This window comes from Bradyrhizobium yuanmingense (genome assembly GCF_025200905.1).
GTDB lineage: Bacteria > Pseudomonadota > Alphaproteobacteria > Rhizobiales > Xanthobacteraceae > Bradyrhizobium > Bradyrhizobium yuanmingense.
In genome coordinates this window covers 2,831,216-2,848,076 of sequence record NZ_CP104173.1, presented here as the reverse complement: position 1 = coordinate 2,848,076, position 16,861 = coordinate 2,831,216, and the positions used below count along the sequence as shown (strand labels likewise).

At 64.0% G+C, this 16,861-nt stretch carries 13 protein-coding genes; 6 read left to right on the top strand and 7 right to left on the bottom strand.

What is annotated here, in order from left to right:
- Window positions 1-36 precede the first annotated feature (36 nt).
- The 4 genes from N2605_RS13115 (at window position 37) to N2605_RS13100 (ending at window position 4,059) form a co-directional block, all read left to right on the top strand.
- A complete protein-coding gene (locus tag N2605_RS13115) occupies window positions 37-1,470 on the top strand; it encodes a sodium:proton antiporter (protein WP_425248845.1) in 1,434 nt (477 codons plus the stop codon).
- A 162-nt stretch (window positions 1,471-1,632) separates the two neighbouring features.
- Window positions 1,633-3,228: a sensor histidine kinase gene (locus N2605_RS13110; protein ID WP_036001601.1), complete on the top strand. Its 1,596-nt coding sequence runs from the start codon at window positions 1,633-1,635 to the stop codon at window positions 3,226-3,228.
- Window positions 3,229-3,272: 44 nt separating this feature from the next.
- Window positions 3,273-3,476 carry a DUF1289 domain-containing protein gene (locus N2605_RS13105; protein WP_036001604.1) on the top strand — a complete coding sequence of 68 codons (204 nt, stop codon included), beginning with the start codon at window positions 3,273-3,275 and terminating at the stop codon, window positions 3,474-3,476.
- A 28-nt stretch (window positions 3,477-3,504) separates the two neighbouring features.
- Window positions 3,505-4,059, top strand: coding sequence for a TIGR02281 family clan AA aspartic protease (locus N2605_RS13100; protein WP_036001607.1), 555 nt, complete (start codon window positions 3,505-3,507; stop codon window positions 4,057-4,059).
- 105 nt (window positions 4,060-4,164) lie between these two features.
- Here the strand turns inward: N2605_RS13100 and dusA are convergent, their stop codons facing one another.
- The 4 genes from dusA to N2605_RS13080 all read right to left on the bottom strand — a co-directional run bounded on the left by dusA (window position 4,165) and on the right by N2605_RS13080 (window position 10,661).
- The gene (gene dusA, locus N2605_RS13095) at window positions 4,165-5,121 is read right to left on the bottom strand and encodes a tRNA dihydrouridine(20/20a) synthase DusA (protein ID WP_260346877.1); all 957 of its coding nucleotides are present in this window, start codon (window positions 5,119-5,121) and stop codon (window positions 4,165-4,167) included.
- Between the two features lie 1,282 nt (window positions 5,122-6,403).
- Window positions 6,404-7,702 carry a lysine N(6)-hydroxylase/L-ornithine N(5)-oxygenase family protein gene (locus N2605_RS13090; RefSeq protein ID WP_036001610.1) on the bottom strand — a complete coding sequence of 433 codons (1,299 nt, stop codon included), beginning with the start codon at window positions 7,700-7,702 and terminating at the stop codon, window positions 6,404-6,406.
- 22 nt (window positions 7,703-7,724) lie between these two features.
- The gene (locus tag N2605_RS13085; RefSeq protein ID WP_225146537.1) at window positions 7,725-8,786 is read right to left on the bottom strand and encodes a GNAT family N-acetyltransferase; all 1,062 of its coding nucleotides are present in this window, start codon (window positions 8,784-8,786) and stop codon (window positions 7,725-7,727) included.
- A gap of 177 nt (window positions 8,787-8,963) precedes the next feature.
- Window positions 8,964-10,661 (bottom strand): cyclic peptide export ABC transporter, encoded by a 1,698-nt coding sequence (locus N2605_RS13080; protein ID WP_225146536.1) that lies wholly within the window; start codon window positions 10,659-10,661, stop codon window positions 8,964-8,966.
- A gap of 300 nt (window positions 10,662-10,961) precedes the next feature.
- Between N2605_RS13080 and N2605_RS13075 the strand changes: the two genes are divergently transcribed.
- Together N2605_RS13075 and N2605_RS13070 are read left to right on the top strand one after the other, a co-directional pair.
- Window positions 10,962-12,017 carry a siderophore-interacting protein gene (locus tag N2605_RS13075; RefSeq protein WP_260346875.1) on the top strand — a complete coding sequence of 352 codons (1,056 nt, stop codon included), beginning with the start codon at window positions 10,962-10,964 and terminating at the stop codon, window positions 12,015-12,017.
- Window positions 12,014-12,865, top strand: coding sequence for an ATP-binding cassette domain-containing protein (locus tag N2605_RS13070; RefSeq protein WP_260346873.1), 852 nt, complete (start codon window positions 12,014-12,016; stop codon window positions 12,863-12,865). The genes N2605_RS13075 and N2605_RS13070 overlap by 4 nt, the downstream gene beginning before the upstream one ends.
- A gap of 6 nt (window positions 12,866-12,871) precedes the next feature.
- On the opposite strand, the gene fhuB is transcribed toward N2605_RS13070, so the two are convergent.
- The 3 genes from fhuB to N2605_RS13055 form a co-directional block, all read right to left on the bottom strand.
- Window positions 12,872-14,878, bottom strand: coding sequence for a Fe(3+)-hydroxamate ABC transporter permease FhuB (gene fhuB / locus N2605_RS13065; protein ID WP_260346872.1), 2,007 nt, complete (start codon window positions 14,876-14,878; stop codon window positions 12,872-12,874).
- Window positions 14,865-15,797, bottom strand: coding sequence for an ABC transporter substrate-binding protein (locus N2605_RS13060; protein ID WP_225146532.1), 933 nt, complete (start codon window positions 15,795-15,797; stop codon window positions 14,865-14,867). Before N2605_RS13060 ends, fhuB begins: the two co-directional genes overlap by 14 nt.
- Window positions 15,798-15,878: 81 nt before the next feature.
- Entirely contained in the window at window positions 15,879-16,859 is a 981-nt protein-coding gene (locus N2605_RS13055) for an alpha/beta hydrolase (protein WP_225146531.1), read from the bottom strand.
- Window positions 16,860-16,861: the final 2 nt, after the last annotated feature.

Sequence of the window (16,861 nt, the reverse complement as noted above, 5' to 3'; positions counted from 1 at the left end):
CCGACCGAAACAATCATAGACTTCCGGGGGGAAGCCTTGCCTAACGTGATCGCCGCCGTCCTTGCTGTTGTTGCGCGCCTGTTCCCGGTCGCGCTCCTGGCCCTGCTGGCATCACCTTCGCAGGCGCTTGCCGCATCGCTCGATGGTGCCAGCATTGGCCCGCAATGGGCGCTTCCATTCGCGGGGATGCTGCTCTCGATCGCCATATTTCCGCTCGCCGCGCCTCACTTCTGGGAGCATCACCAAGGCAAGATTGCCGCGATGTGGGCCACCCTGATCGCGCTGCCGCTTGCAATCTGGTACGGCCCGCTTCCAACCGTCCAAGCGCTCGTTCATACGGCGCTGCTCGAATACGTCCCGTTCATTCTGCTGCTCCTCGCTCTGTTTACCGTCGCCGGCGGAATCGTGGTGCGCGGCAATCTTCACGGCTCCCCCGTCCTGAATACGCTGCTGCTCGCTCTCGGCACTCTGATCGCGAGCGTCATCGGCACGACCGGCGCCTCAATGGTCATGATCCGACCGGTGATCCGCGCCAATGACGATCGGCGGCACAACGCGCACGTCGTGATCTTCTTCATCTTTCTGGTGTCCAACATCGGCGGTTCGCTCTCCCCCCTTGGAGATCCCCCGTTGTTTCTGGGGTTCCTGCGCGGCGTGGATTTTTTCTGGACGACGACACACCTGCTTCCCCAGACCACGTTCGCGGCCTGGATTCTGCTCGCCCTGTTCTTTTGCATCGATACTTATCTCTATCGCAAGGAAGGCCGCGTCAAACCGGACCCAACTCCGGACAATCCCTTGCGGATCAGCGGCGGCCTCAACTTCGCTTTGATGGGAGTCATCATCGCTGCGATCCTCTTGAGTGCCAAGCTCGACCTCGGCGGATTTGAAGTTCTCGGCACGCATCTCCAGGTGCAGAATCTCCTGCGCGATGCCGTGATGATCGGAGTCGTGTTCGCATCTCTCGCCGTCACCTCGAAGGAGGACCACGACGCGAACGGCTTCTCTTGGGGCCCGATGATCGAAGTGGCAAAGCTGTTTGCCGCGATCTTCATCACCATCATTCCCGTGCTCGCGATTCTCAACGCCGGCAAATCCGGCGCGTTTGCCTCCGTCGTAAACATGGTCACCAACGCCGACGGCACGCCGAACAATGCCGCATATTTCTGGTTGACCGGCCTGCTCTCATCCTTTCTCGACAATGCGCCGACCTATCTGGTCTTCTTTGAACTTGCCGGAGGCGACGCCAAGCATCTGATGACGAACGGCGCCTTGACCCTTGCCGCGATTTCCGCCGGTGCGGTGTTCATGGGCGCAAACTCCTACATCGGCAACGCGCCCAATTTCATGGTGTACGCAATTGCCCGAGCGAGTGGTGTCGGCATGCCCGGCTTCTTCGGATACATGGCCTGGACCTCCGTCCTGCTGCTGCCGGTCTTCGGGTTGGTCACGCTCGTTTTCTTCAGATGATTGAAGCGCGGGTTGATGAAAGCGGCCGCCCGGACTGCGTATGAATTAACGTTCGGTTAACGTAATTCTTTAGCTCCTTAAGTCAGCTCTTAAGGATTTCTTGCCAGAGATAGACAATGCAGAAAGCCCGCGTCCGGCGTGGGCAGGAATCCGTGTTGCTTGATGAGTAACCCCGCTGAAAAGCCTGAGGTCGTGCAGCTTCCGGCCGAGCCGGTGAGCGCGCCATCGGCGAGCAGCCGAAGGGCTGCGGCGCAGCGGGTGCGCGAGGCGCGCGACAAGTTAACGTCGACCAGTGGAACCCGGCCGGCTTTCGACGCCGAGATGCTGCGGCAATACGCCCAGACCCGGCTGTCGGCCTCCTATGTCGTGATGCTCCTGGTGGTGGCGACCGGCGTGCTGTTCGGGCTATGGATGCAGCCGATCCCGGCCGCGGCCTGGACCGCGGGCATGCTCTGCATCCACAGCGCCATGATCCGCAGCTGCCGGCGCTTCCTGACCGAGCCCGCCTCGCCGGCCGCGACACGCGCATGGCGGACGCGCTTCGTCGTGCTCGACCTGCTCTATGGCCTGTGCTGGATGGCGATCCTGATCCATCCCGTGCTCGACATGGTCACGGAAACGCTGATGATGTTCTTGATGCTGCTGGTGATCGCAGTATCGAGCATGCTCGCGGCCAATCTGCCGATCGCAGCCCTCGCCGCCACGGCGCCGGTCGCGGTTGCGATGGCGCTGAGCTTCGTGACGACCGGATCGCTGGACAATTACATCCTGGCAGCGCTGTCGCTCGCCGCCGAAGGCTATTTCGTGCTGCTGGCGCACCGCCTGCACTCCTCCACCTTCGCCACGCTGGAAGCACGTGCGGAAAAGGACGCGCTGATCGGCGAGCTGGAGCAGGCCAAGGCAATCTCGGACGAAGCGCGCCACCGCGCCGAAGCCGCCAACGTCGCCAAGTCGCGCTTCCTCGCGCAGATGAGCCACGAGCTGCGGACGCCGCTGAACGCCATCCTCGGCTTCTCAGAGGTCATGAAGAGCGAGATTTTCGGCGCGCATGCGGTACCGGTCTACAAGGAATATTCCGCCGACATCCATAATTCCGGCGTGCACCTGCTCAACCTGATCAACGAGATCCTCGATCTGTCGCGGATCGAAGCCGGCCGTTACGAGCTCAACGAGGAAGCGGTGTCCCTGGTCGGCATCGTCGCCGATTGCCATCATCTGATGAAGCTGCGTGCCTCGAGCCGCGGCATCACCATCCACGAAGTGTTCGAGCAGGCGATGCCGCGGCTCTGGGCCGACGAGCGCGCGATCCGCCAGGTCGTGCTCAACCTGCTCTCCAACTCGATCAAGTTCACCCCGCAGGGCGGCGAGATCTGGCTCAAGGCCGGCTGGACCGCCTCCGGCGGACAATATCTCTCGGTGAGGGATTCCGGCTCCGGCATTCCCGAGGACGAGATCCCGGTCGTGCTCGCCTCGTTCGGCCAGGGCTCCAATTCGATCAAGTCGGCCGAACAGGGCGCCGGCCTCGGCCTGCCGATCGCCAAGAACCTGATCGACCTGCACGGCGGCACGTTCACGTTGAAATCGAAGCTGCGCATCGGCACCGAGGTGATCGTCACATTCCCGCCGGAGCGCGTGATGAGCGCGCTTGCCCCACTCTCGGACGATTCTCCACCGCTCCAGCCGGAGAGCTCCGTCGTGCCGGACGAGAAACGCCGGCCGCGGCACAAGCCGATCATGAGTGCCGGCACAGGCTCTTAACGAGATGCTTGCAGACATGCCCGATCATCCCTCACTATGTCCGTATGAGCAAAGAAACGCCGTGCGTCGCCGTGTGCATGATCGATCCCAAGACGAAGCTGTGCTTCGGCTGCGGCCGCACCTTGCCGGAGATCGCACGCTGGCACGCCATGGAGAGCGCGGACCGGCGCGCGATCATGGCCCTCTTGCCGGAGCGCATGACGGAAGCCGGACTAGTGCGGATCGCTGGATCCCCAAAGCACGTCTGATCCGCCTGCGTGCCCTTGGAGGCGCGCGATGATCCGCTTCCTGCTCGTCCTGATCATGCTCGCCGGCACGGCAGGTGCCGTCGTCGCCTATGGCGATCCCGACCAGATCGCGCGCGCCAGCCACAAGGTCTCGCATATTTTTCGCGCACAAGCCGCCTCCCCGGCGCCGGCCGTGCAGATCCCGCGTGGCCAGGGCGGCGAATTCACGCTGCGCGCGAAGATCAACGGCGTCACTGCGCCGATGGTGATCGATACCGGCGCGACGTCGGTGGTGCTGACCTGGGAAACCGCAAGGGCGATCGGGCTGCCGCTCGAGATGCTTGAATACGACGTCGATCTCGAGACCGCAGGCGGCCACACCAAGGCAGCGCGGCTCACGCTCGACCGTCTCGCCGTCGGCAAGCTGGTCGAGAAGTCGGTGCCGGCCCTCGTCGTGCAGCGCGGCCAGATGAAGACCAATCTGCTCGGCATGAGCTTCCTCGACCGGCTGGAAAGCTGGGGCGTGCGCGCCGACACGCTGATGCTGACAGGGTATCCGGAGCAGCAGCGCAGTCCCCGCCGCGCGCGCACGGCGGTCGACTAAAGCGCGATGCGATTAGGATGAATCGTCTCGCGCTTTAGGTTGTTGTTTGAACATGATCTTTTCGAAAAACCGCTGCGCACTTTTCCGGATCATGCTCCCGCTCATTTAGGCCGCCTCAGCCGGCGCGCGGGCCCCGACACACGTGATCGCCTCGCGCAGCACGTCGAGACCGGCGCCGGGCTTCACACCCTGCTCGGCAAGATGCCGGCGGAACGCACGCGCGCCGGGCACAGCATGAAATGCGCCGACGAAATGCCGCGTGATCGCGTGCAGCCGCGTGCCGTGCGCGAGCTGCTCTTCGATGTAGGGCATCATCGCCTCGAGCGCGTCCTGCATGGTGGCGTGCGGCGCCGGCGCTCGAAAGATTTCGTGGTCGACCGCGAGCAGCCGCCACGGCTCCTGATAGGCGGCGCGGCCGAGCATCACGCCGTCGACATGGGCAAGATGCGCCTTTGCCTCGTCGATGCTCCGAACGCCGCCATTGATGATGACGGGCACATCGGGCATCGCGCGCTTGAGCCGGTAGACGCGATCATAGTCGAGCGGCGGGATATCGCGGTTCTCCTTCGGCGACAGGCCGTTGAGCCAGGCCTTGCGGGCGTGCACGATCAACGCATCGCTCCCCGCGGCGACCACCGCACGCGCGAGCGCATCGAGCGCGACCTCCGGATCCTGATCATCGATGCCGATGCGGCACTTCACCGTGACAGGAACGGCGACCACGCGCTTCATCGCGTCGACGCACCTCGCCACCAGCTCCGGCTCGGCCATTAGACAGGCGCCGAAACGGCCATCCTTCACACGATCGGACGGGCAGCCGACATTGAGATTGATCTCGTCATAACCGAAGTCCTCGCCGATCCGTGCCGCCGCCGCGAGCTCGCGCGGATCCGATCCGCCGAGCTGAAGCGCCACGGGGTGCTCGACCGCGTCGAACCCAAGCAGCCGCACCCGGTCGCCGTGAATGATCGCGCCGGTCGTCAGCATCTCGGTATAGAGCAATCCCCGCCGCGTCAGGTGACGGTGGAACACCCGGCAATGCCGGTCGGTCCAATCCATCATGGGGGCCACGGAAAAGCGATGAGACAACATATGGATCATATAGACTTTCGAGCCCCCGACGGGAATAGCGGATTTCATGACCGTGCCGGGCCCGATGGCACGCTCTGCGAGCCAATCGGCGCGGGGAAGGCCGGCGCCAGACCAGACGGCAAGCGGTTCGCGGCAACACGGCGCGGCGCCGCGCTCGAACGCGTACACGTCGAACGCGACCAGTCCGCTGCCAGCGAGTAGCGCGCGAAGAGCATGCTCACTCACGTGGGCCGTCGGAAGATTTGCCTTGATCTCCCGGTGCACATGTCGTGGACACGATAGCCCCTAACCAACATGAGAGATCGAAAGCGAAATCAAGCACGCTATTGCAGCGCAGGCTGCTCCAATCACGTCGCCATGCAGCAAATCTGTGCAGCGTGGTTGCGCCTGATCAGATCAGGCTTCGCCACTCGGCCGTCCTTACCTCGCTTGTTGCGGGCCGCGAGGATTGGCGTACGCCGCGGCGCTACACCAAGCTCAAGCAGTAGCTCGCCTGCGAGCACTCGGGCGAGCTCGCTGGCTTCGACAGGGAGCACCGGTCCAATGCTCAAGCTCGTGAGACAGCGTCTGAAAACAATCGACCTGCTTTGCGCCCACGCATGTACCGCCTTAGCCACCAGCCGCCCGCGTGAAACGCGAGGGCAACGCCGATAAGGGGAGAGAACGAACGTTTCCTTTCCGAACGGAAGAACGTCGGAACGCAAAGCGGCAGATGACGCTATCGAGACTCTCATTCACGTCGCGCATGCGGTGTCCGTGAAAGGCCATCCAGTTCTCGATGCGACGCATGCCTGAGCGTCCCAAGCCCGGCTGCGCCAGGAGCTCGGCCTTGGTGTGAAGCGACGCAATCTCGAGGAGGTAGTGCATGCGCGTCACGGGCTCTCTGCCAACCAACGCCGCAAGCGGACTGTGAACCAGAATGCCTGCAATTCGCTCAGGGAGAAGGCTTTGCCCCTGCTTGGGAACGAGAGCTTTCCTCACGGTCAATTCCAGCTAGACTTTCAGAAATTCCAAGATCGTTCTAAGAACTCCTCTAGCAAAGCCAATCGGCGTTGTCTCACACGTACACGCTGCGGTTGATCTCGATTAGACAGGTTCTAGATCGGGGAACCCCAAAGCGACAGCGGAACACGCCTGCAGGGTGACCGCGAGAACGCCGGCTATTGTGTAATGAGAACGGGACGATTCGTGATGCGTTTCAATCTCCATCCGCGCAAGGCTTTTGGAGCTGCGATCTCTCCCGGATCGTGTTCTAGGCGATGAGTTCCCGGCGCGAGATTGTCGAGAGCAGAGACTCCGCAATCTCCTGCGACCGCACGGCAATCACCGAAAGCAGCGTGTCGCTCAGACCGTGAGAGGATTCCGAATAGCCCTGGAGGTGGATCTGCGGCCGGAACGCCGGATTGATCACGAGCCGGTAGTTGCGATCCAGCGCCGCATCGCGAATGTAGCGGCGGATCGGTTCGAGAAACCCGTGCGGCGTCTCCCTGTCGTATCCCGTCGCCAGCACGACCACGTCATAAGTCGAACGACGGTTTTCGCCGCGGAACTTGTCAATCACGCCGATCTCGATGCCGTCCGGTCCCGCATCCACATTGGAAATCTCGCTGCGGGGACGCAACATGACCCTTGTGTCGCCACCGACGCGCTGCTGGTAGAGCAGCCGATAAAGCTGGTCCAGCAGGTCGGCATCGACGACGGCGTAGTTGGTGTTCCGGAAGTTGCGGACGATCGCATCCCGCCGCTCGGCAGGCTGCGCGTAGACGAAGTCCGTATAGTCGGGGTTGAAGATCTCGTTGACGAAGGGACTGCTGTCGGACGGCTTGAGAGCATGGCCGCGGAAGATCAGATCGATATGCGCTTCGGGACATCGGCCATGAAGATCGACCGTTACCTCGGTCGCGCTCTGTCCGCCACCGACGACGGCCACACGCACGGACCGGCCGCGCGGGACAACGCGCTCGATCAGGTCGAGATAGCGGCTGGAATGCAGCAGCCTGCGATCGTCGGTAGCCTTGGCAAACACCTGCGGAACATAGGGCTGGCCTCCAACCGCGACCACGAGATTTCGCGCCAGCCGCACGGTCTCCCCGCCGGCGAGCGAGCGCGAATGCACCCGCAACGACGTCACCGTCTGCCCGGCCGTCACCGGCTCGACGGCGACGATGGTCTCGCCGTAAGCGGCCTGCGACTTGAAATGGCTCGCCACCCACTGCAGGTAATCGTTGAACTCGACCCTGCTCGGATAGAACGTCCGGCAGTTGATGAAATCCAGTAGGCGGCCGCGCTTATGCAGGTAGTTCACGAAGGTGAAGGGACTGGTCGGATCGCGCAAGGAGACCAGATCTTTGAGAAACGATATCTGCATGTCGCTGCCCGGAAGCAGCATGCCGCCATGCCAGGTGAAGTGCGGCTGCTTCTCCACGAACAGCGGCGTGCATTTCAGCCGTGATCGCTTCGCGCATTCGTCCAATGCGATGGCGAGCGCGAGATTGGAAGGCCCGAATCCGACGCCAATGACGTCGTGCTCGATCGCAAGTTGATGGGACATGAAGCCGCGCTCCGCTTGCGCTTTAAGACGAGACCGTTGGGCCGGCGGCTGCCGGAAGCCAAAGCCGATCGCCGAAGAAGCGCTCGCGCAACAGCATGACCAGGGTCGCGCGCTTATGGGGAAAGTTGAAGTTCTTGATCCTTGCGAATCCCGAGCGCTCGAGATTGCGAAGCTGCTGCGTATGCGCCGCCGCCGGCTCCCCGACGATCCGCTGCGTGCGGCAATCGTCGAGGAACATGTAGTGCATCAGAGACGGCAGCCACGCGCTGATGTAACGAGCGCCGCGAAAAGCGTCCTCGCCCACGACCACGTGCCATCCCCGGTCATAGTCGTCGGCATCATAGAACGGCGCAATGCGATTTTCCTTGGCCCAATAGAGCTCGAAATAGCCGAACGGCTGCTCGCCGAAGCAGCCGATCAACGGCAGCATATGAGGATCGGCCAGAATGCCGGCCAGATATCGCCGATGCTTGCCGAGATCGCCCGCCTCGTTCCAGAATGCATCGACGCGAGGATCGTTCATCCAGCGGTGCAACAAATGGAGGTCATTCTCGAGATCGGCCACGCGAAACGAGATGACCTCCGACAGCCAGGGAATGAAACGACCGTACACCTTTCCCGCCGGCTTTGCGGCGCGGCGCGGATGGCGCTTGCCGTCCGTCATGACGTGGAGTTGCGGCAATGGCGGTCGCCCGGGGTTGACCAGCCAGTTGTCCCGCCGCTGCATCACCAGTTCGGGCAGCAGCACCAGTCGCCCCTCGGACATGATGGCAAGACCACTCTCGGTCAGCTCTCGTGCAAGCGGCGCTCTTCCAGCGAAGTCCAGAACAAGTCGATCGGCGCCAGGTCGCCAGGCAAACAGCGCCTCGGCGGACGCCGACACCGCCCGTGCCGCAACCTCGCGGTCGTCCGAGGCATTCAGGATATCGAGGTGATCGACGCGCTCGCGCAGACGCAGTTCCAACGCGGTCACATCGGCGGCGACGACGCGAAGGCGATCGCCCTCCTGGAAAACGGTCTGAGCGGAATATGGGCCGACCGGGAACGCACGAGGTCCGGTTCCGGAATCCGAAGCCTTGTTCATCCGGCCCTCGCATCTCGATCATCGTTGAGGCGTGGTGTAGATCACTCGCCTACAGGCTGACAAGGAATGCGCGCACACGCAGATTAGATTCTCTACAAATCTGACGGCCTGTCGCAAAACGGGATCGTATGCCGTCATTTGTGCGACAGATGGCGCCAGCGGCTCGCTACAATGTGTCTAAAGCGGCGCATCGGTTGGAACTGCGGAAGGCCCAGCGACGTTGCTGGCCCTTGCCTCGCTTGCGACGATCTTGCCGTCGCGCAGCCGCACCAGATGATCCGCAATCCCGAAATAGCGATCATCGTGTGAAATCACGATGATGGTCTTTCCGAGACGCTTCAGATCGGGCAGCAGCTCCGTATAGAAGATGTGCCGGAACGCCGGATCCTGATCCGCGGCCCATTCGTCAAACACGAGCACGGGTCTTTCCTCGAGCCATGCATTCATCAGCGCCAATCGCTTGCGCTGTCCGGTCGACAGGTCCGTCGTCGTGAACACGCCGTTCTCGACCGAGACCTTGTGCGCGACCTCCAGCCGCTGGAGATAGCGTTCCGCCACATCAGGAACCACGCCCTCTCCACGAATGAGATCCTCAAACAGATAATAGTCGGAGAAGATGGTCGTGAAGAGCTGGCGGTAATCGTCGCGTGTCTCCGTCAGGACCGGCGAACCGTCGCGCAGCACGGCGCCGCCATGCGGAGCATAAAGGCCCAGCAACAACTTGATCAGGGTCGTCTTTCCGCTGCCGTTCTGCCCCACGACGAAGACGATGTCGCCTTGCCGAACGAACAGATCAACCGGCCCGAGGACAAAGGGATCGCTGCCCGGCACGGCGCGAAAAGCATAGGTTACGCCGCGGAGCTCGATGGATTCGATGGCGGTCTTGCCGGGTGCAGCGGGCGCACTGGCCAGCAGATCGTGCTCGGGGCTCGAGAACTGCCCCGAGAGCTCCGCAATGCGGCGCATCGCGACCTGGGCGCGACCGAGCGCCGGCAGGATGCCAATGACCTGGTCAATAGGCCCGCGCATAAAGAGCAGCACCAGCACGAACCCGCTGGACACCGCAGCGGGACTGTCGGGCCACAGGAACGGTCGCAAGGTCAGCGCCACGCCGATCACGACGAAGAACAGCATCGTCCCGAACGCCCGCGCCGTCACGAACAGATTGATCGACCTGATCTGCACCGAGCTGATCCGGTCGACGGTCTGCTGGAGCTGCTCGACATAGACGCGCCGACGGCGCACCCGATTGAGGCGCAACTCCTTGGCACCTTCGGCGATCGCGCGATATTGCTTGTGCAGCTGATCTTCGGCCTCTCGCGCGGTGCTGAAGCCGCGAACGCCGCGCGTCCTCGCATATCCATGCGCCAGCGATCCCAGCACGATGACGACTCCCGTGATCAGGAAAAGCTGCCAAGACAGCACCGCCAGGTAAACCATGCAGCCGAGCGCGATCACGAGCGACACGAAAAAGGACGAAAAGAAGAACGCGAAATCGCTGATCGTGTCGACGTCCTGCGTGAGAACCGGGATCAGGCGATGCGTCCGGTAGATTTCGAGCTGATCGATCGGCGCAGCCAGGATTTTGGCGGCGAGCGACTTACGAAGCTCGGCGATGATCCGCTGTCCGACAAAATTGGCGCTGATGTCGGCGCCAATGGAACCGATCAGGATCAGAAGGCACAGGCCAGCGAAGGCGAAAAACAGCGTTACCACGTCGGCCTGCGTGGCATAAAGCCCATGATTCACGACCGCGAGCAACGCCGCGACGGAGGCACCGCCGACCACTCCGAGAACGCTGCCGCCGAGCACGAGTGGCCAGTAGGGCCGCAGGAGCTGCAGGATCTGCGTCGTCAGGCCGCTTCGTGAGTTCATGATGAGAGCCGCGCTGGAGGAGACCTGAAGCGAACCTATATGGGCGGACAAGCCGTGCCGAAGTGATGCGAATACATGATGGCAGCACCGCAACTCCAGCGGTTATTTTCGCTGCTCTTTCGATGGATTCTAATTTGGGATCGGCAATGCCTTTAATATGATGCGGGTAGTATCGCTTTTGCATCGCAGCCGGCGAGCGAGCAGGATTTTTGATCCAGAGCCGTGCCAGGCCGCGACATCCGGACATTTGAAGCGCTTGCAGGCTGGCATCGGACAGGCCGGTGGAGAATGAGTTTGGACTTGCTGATCTCCGAAACCCGCATCGCGCTTCCCGACGCCGCCGGCCTCGCCGCGCGGATGATCGATCATCTGGCCGAGCATGACATCGCCTTCGAGGACCGGGACGGTCTCATGGTGGCGAAACTGCCGTTCGGCACCAGTTTCCTCGCCGTCGAGGCCGAAGCGCTCAAGATCCGCGTCGAGGCCAACGACAAGGGCAATCTGGAAATGCTGCGCTCGGTCGTCGCCTCGCATGTGATCGAGTTCGCGGGAGACATTGCCCCAACCATCATTTGGTCAGGTCACGAATCCAACGGCGGCACGCTGGCCAATTTCCGTGAAGTGCGGCTGAAGGCCGCGATCACCCTGACGCCGCACATGCGGCGGCTGACCTTCACGGGCGACGATCTCGCCCGTTTCGCGAATGACGACGATCTGCACGTGCGGCTGTACTTCCCGCCCGAGGGCCTCGCCAAGCCCGAATGGCCGTGGCCCGCGCCCGACGGACGCATCCTGTGGCCCGAGCCCGACCGCAGGCCCGTCACCCGCTATTACACGATCCGCCGCATCGACTTGCAGAGCCGCGAGATCGACATCGACTTCGTGGTCCATGATCATGCCGGGCCGGGCTCGGCGTTCGCCGTGAACGCGACGGCCGGCGCCATCTGCGGCATGGCCGGCCCGCTCGGCCGGGGCATTCGTCCGGCGCGCTGGGTGCTGCTGGCGGGCGACGAAACCGCCCTGCCCGCCATCGCGCGAATTCTGGAGACGCTGCCCGCGACGGCGACGGGTGAGGCCTTTATCGAGGTCGCGGATCGGCGCGAGGAAGTTCCGCTGGTCGCCCCGGCCGGGGTAGCAATCCGCTGGTTGCATCGCGAGGGCCGTCCAGCCGGGACGACGCAGCTCCTGGTCGACGCCGTCAAGGCGGTGCGATGGCCGGACCATCGGGACGTCTTCGCCTGGATCGCGTGTGAGGCGCAGGCGCTGAAGGCCCTGCGCAACCATCTGCGCGATGAGCGAAAGCTTTCCCGCGACCAGCTTCTGGCCGTCGCCTATTGGAGCCTACGCCAACCATGACGATCCAACACTCGCAGACGAGCGAAAGGACGCTCGCCTTGCCCGACGTCACGCAGGCCTCGCTGGAAGCGCCCGCGCCCTTGTTCCAGCTCGACCAGGTCGGCTTCGCGGTGGCCGGGCGCGCGCTGCTCGAACCGCTGACGCTATCCCTTCCCGCACGCAGCGTCGTCGGGCTGATCGGCCATAATGGCTCCGGCAAATCGACCTTGCTGAAATTATTGTCGCGCCAGCAGCCGAGCTCGTCGGGAACGATCCGTTTCGAAGGCCGCGCACTGCGCGCCTGGAGCGATCGGGACTATGCCCGCAAGGTCGCCTACCTGCCGCAGCAGACGCCGCCCGCCGCCGGCATGCTGGTCAAGGAGCTGGTCGCACTCGGTCGCTATCCCTGGCACGGCGCGCTCGGACGGTTCGGTGACATCGACCGCGAGAAGGTCGCAAACGCCATGGCGTTGACCCATATCGAACCCTTTGCGGATCGCCTGGTCGATACGTTGTCGGGCGGCGAGCGCCAGCGGGTGTGGATCGCCATGCTGGTTGCGCAGGACGCCGAGTGCCTGCTGCTTGACGAGCCGACCTCGGCGCTCGACATCGCTCATCAGATCGAAGTGCTGTCGCTGGTCAGACAGCTCGCCCGCGAGCGCAGTCTCGGCGTGGTCGTGGTGCTCCACGACGTCAACATGGCCGCCCGCTTCTGCGACGAGATCATCGCGCTGCATTCCGGGAAGCTGATCGCGCGCGGCACACCGGACAAGATCATGACGCCGGCCGAGCTCGAAACCATCTACGGCATCCCCATGGGCGTGATGCCGTCGCCGGACCATGGCCATCTCATCAGCTTCGCGCGGTGAGCGCCGTCAACCGCGCTGCGGGCGCAGCAGCCAGATGAGATAGGGTCCGGCAAGCATCATGGCGAAGATGCCGGCGGGCATCTGGAACGGGAAGATCACCATGCGTCCGGCCCAATCCGCCGTCACCATCAGGATCGCCCCGATCAACGCGGCCAGCGCCGCCTGATGCAGCGCGCGCTGCGCCCCCATCATCCGTGCCATATGCGGCGCGATGAAGCCGACCAGGCTCAGAAGACCAACCATCAGCGTGGCCGTCGCCGTCAGCAACGCCGTCAGCAGCATGATGATGACGCGGCTCCGCGTCAGCGAGATGCCGATCGAACGCGAGGTCGCAGGCCCCAGCGGCAGGATATCAAGCCAGCGGGACAGCATTGGCACCATGATCAGCAGAACGAGCGCCGCGGCGGCGAGGATTGCGGCCTCGGCCGGGCCGATCTGGTAGAGCGAGCCTGTCAGCAGCGACAGCAGCGTGCCGATGCGGGGATCGCCTGTCGCCAGCGCCATGGCAATGATCGCGCCGAATGCCGCGCTCATGGCGACGCCTGCCAGCAGCACGCGCTCCGGACTGAACTCGGACCGCCGGCTGAACAGCAGCACCAGCGCCAGCACGATGAAGGCGCCGATCCCGGCCGCTGCAATCTGCTCCAGCCTGGTGTGGGCGGGAAAGAGATAGAGCAGAACGATCACGCCCATCGCGGCGCCATAGCTGATGCCCATGACCTCCGGCGCGGCCATCGGGTTTCCGGTCATCCGCTGCAGCAGCGTGCCGGCGACCGCCAGCGTCGCGCCAGCTGCCAGCGCCGACACCACGCGCGGCCAGCGCCACGGCCAGAATTCCTGCAAGCCCGACAGGCCGCTCCAGCGCCAGCCGTCGGAGCCGACCCCGAGGCCGAGTGCGATCCAGACGGCAAGCAGCAGCAAGACGAACGCGAACAGGATCACGCGCCAGGGATGATCGAGCCGCGCCGGAACGGATGGCGTGAGGTTTCCCATCGGCATGGCGGCCCGCAGCCGCGGCAGCAGCACGAGCAACATTGGCGCGCCGATCAGGGCCGTCACCGCACCGGCCGGCATTTCGCGATAGCCGGGCGGGATCAGAAGCACGAGCTGATCCGTCAGCCACAGCAGCAGGGCGCCGCAAAGTGGCGCCCAGATCAGCCGGTCGCGAAAGCGGCGCGCGCCTGACAGCATGACGATGGCCGGCGCGGACAAACCGACAAATCCCATGACGCCGACCACGCTGACGACCGACGCGCTGAGCGCGATCGCGATGACGAGCGCGAAGACCCGGGCCCTCGTCAATCCGAGGCCCAGATTGCGCGCGGTCTCGTCGTCGAAGCCGAGCAGGGTCAGCGGACGAACCATCGCCGCGATCAGCACGATCGAAATCAGCAGCCGCGGCGCCAGGAAGGTGACGTTGCTCCAATCCTGCTGATTGAGGAAGCCGGCGCCCCAGATGAACAGACCGATCAGATATTCGTGGTTGAGCAGCACCAGCGCCTGGGTGGTCACCGCGCAGTAGTAGCTGACGATCAATCCAGCGAGCACCAGGACGACGGGCGACAGCGCACGCTTCCAAGTCAGCCCGAACACGCACAGGAACGCAGCGAACCCGCCGCACAGCGCAATCCACTCGCGGCCGAAGGCCAGCAGCGACGGCGCCCACAGCGTCGTCACGGCCAGCGCAAGATAGGCGCCGTTCAGGACGCCGATGGTGCTCGGCTCCGCAAGCGGATTGCGCAACACCTGCTGAGAGACCGTGCCGGCAAGACCGAGGGCTGCGCCGGCCAGCAGCGCCACTGCGATGCGCGGAAAAACGGTGTAGTGCACGAGCATCTGCTGGGGATCGGTGACCTCGGGCCGCCACAGCACCGGCAGCCAGGCGCCCGCGGGCAGATATCCGGACAGGTTGCGCCAGGTCAGCGCGGCCGCGGCTGCCAGCAGCAAGCCGATCAGCACCGCCGGATGCATCTCCGAGCCGGACCGGGCCGGCAGTGCCTCAACCTTGCTCATGGCTTTCCCGCGGCAGACGTTCGGCGAGAAGGCGGGCGAAACGTTCGGCCGCCGGCACGCCGCCATAGAAAAATTGATTACCCAGGACCGTCAGCCGATGCGACCGAAGAGACGGCAGGGTTTGAAGCACAGGGCTTGCTTTCAGCAGCGCTTCGACATCCGCGACCCGCGAGGTCATCAACACCAGCCGCGCGTCCGGAACCGCGGCGAGCACTTCGAGCCCAACACTGGTATGGCCCCATGGGCCGCTCTGTCCGGTCCAGGCATTCCTCAATCCGCACTGATCGAGCACCTCCTGATAGAGGCTGTTCGGACCGAACACGAGCGCGCGGTTGCGCGCGATCTCGCTGACGAGATAGAGCGGCTTGCCGCCGCGACCCCGGAGCCGCTCACGATAGCCGGCCATGGCGACGTCGAAACGGGCGAAATAGGCTTCGCACGCCGACTGCACCCCGAGGCGTTTGGCAAGCTCCAGCGTCGAATGGCGCGCCGTGTCGAGAGGATGCCCGCCGGGTCTGAAGATCGTGAACGTTTCGACCGGCGCGATCAGCTTGAGCCGGGGGACGGCGGCCGCAATGCTGGGATCGATGACGATGATGTCGGGCGCGAAGCTCTGCAGCAGTTCGAGATTTGGCTCCGAACGCAGACCGATTTCCTGAACCGCGGACGGAACGGGCGGCTCGACGACGAGCCGGCCATAGCGCTCGATCTCCGGAATCACCAGCGGCACGACGCCGAGCGCCAGGATCGTCTGGGCACAGGCCCAGCCGAGCGCGGCGACCCGGGGCCCGGATTGCGATCCAGCGGTTTGGGCAAACGCCGTGGGCCATGGACCCGCAAGGGCCGTGCCTCCGATCGCTGCGCCCGCGCCGAGGAGCGCACGGCGGGACAGCCTATGGTCTGGAATAGAGGTGCTCATGGGATCCGTTCAGGCGCCTCTCGCAAAGAGGCCGCGAGAGATGATGATCATGACATACTTTGGCTCACGCTGCATTCCATGTCAGGCCCCGTTTTCGCCAGCGGCGAGAAAGGCCTTGGCCAGCGCCCGCCCGATCGCCGCCCTCGCCTGCAAGGCATCGGCCACGACATTCCCCATGCGCAGGAATTCATGGATCATGCCGGGATAAACGTGCAGATCGACGGGAACACCGGCCGCCGCCAAGCGGGCTGCATAATCGTTTCCCTCGTCCACCAGCGGATCGAACTCGGCGAGGACGATGCATGCGGGAGCGAGGCCTGACAAATCATCCGCTGCGAGCGGCGCGAAACGCCAATCGTCGCGATCCGACTCGTCGCGGAGATATTGCCGGAAGAACCAATCGACGGTGCTACGCTCCAGGAGATGGCCGGTACCGTAGCGCTGGTAGGATGCGGAGGTCTGTCGAGAGCTGAGACCAGGATAAGCGAGAATCTGAAGCACCGGCTGCGGAAGGCCCCTGTTTGTCCTCGCCTCGATCGCGAGCGCGGCGGCAAGCGTTCCGCCGGCGCTGTCGCCGCCGACGGCGACCCGGCGCGGATCGAGGCCGATCGCGCGGCCCTCGAGGCCAATCCAGGCTAGCGCGTCGACCGCATCCTCGAAAGCGGTCGGAAACTTGTGCTCCGGTGCGAGCCTGTAGCCGACCGAGAGCACGGCCGCACCGCTGTCCTTGGCGAGGCCGCGGCACAATGGCTGATGCGAATCGAGGCTGCCGACGACGAAGCCGCCGCCGTGCATGTAAAGAAGAACCGGAATGGGAGTGCGTTCGCTCGGCTGCGCGCTCGCATAAAGCCGCGCCTCGATGATCGCGCCATCCCGCACCGGCAGCGACAAACGCCGCTCGTAGGCAAGCGCCGGCGGATCGACGTCGAGCAGCGGCGAGGACGCATCGAAATCGGCCCGCGCCTGCGCAGCAGTCAATTGCGGAAACGGAACGCGCGCGCCGCTTTCGGTGCCGGCCTGCACCATCTCGAGCAATGCCGCGATATCTGGATCAAGACTCAAAG

Bases quoted from the DNA above. Each gene is read 5' to 3' on its own strand.
- N2605_RS13110 (WP_036001601.1), top strand. From the start codon at position 1,633: ATGAGTAACCCCGCTGAAAAGCCTGAGGTCGTGCAGCTTCCGGCCGAG.
- N2605_RS13105 (WP_036001604.1), top strand. From the start codon at position 3,273: ATGAGCAAAGAAACGCCGTGCGTCGCCGTGTGCATGATCGATCCCAAG.
- N2605_RS13100 (WP_036001607.1), top strand. From the start codon at position 3,505: ATGATCCGCTTCCTGCTCGTCCTGATCATGCTCGCCGGCACGGCAGGT.
- dusA (WP_260346877.1), bottom strand. From the start codon at position 5,121: ATGATGGATTGGACCGACCGGCATTGCCGGGTGTTCCACCGTCACCTG.
- N2605_RS13090 (WP_036001610.1), bottom strand. From the start codon at position 7,702: ATGTCCCATCAACTTGCGATCGAGCACGACGTCATTGGCGTCGGATTC.
- N2605_RS13085 (WP_225146537.1), bottom strand. From the start codon at position 8,786: ATGAACAAGGCTTCGGATTCCGGAACCGGACCTCGTGCGTTCCCGGTC.
- N2605_RS13080 (WP_225146536.1), bottom strand. From the start codon at position 10,661: ATGAACTCACGAAGCGGCCTGACGACGCAGATCCTGCAGCTCCTGCGG.
- N2605_RS13070 (WP_260346873.1), top strand. From the start codon at position 12,014: ATGACGATCCAACACTCGCAGACGAGCGAAAGGACGCTCGCCTTGCCC.
- fhuB (WP_260346872.1), bottom strand. From the start codon at position 14,878: ATGAGCAAGGTTGAGGCACTGCCGGCCCGGTCCGGCTCGGAGATGCAT.
- N2605_RS13060 (WP_225146532.1), bottom strand. From the start codon at position 15,797: ATGAGCACCTCTATTCCAGACCATAGGCTGTCCCGCCGTGCGCTCCTC.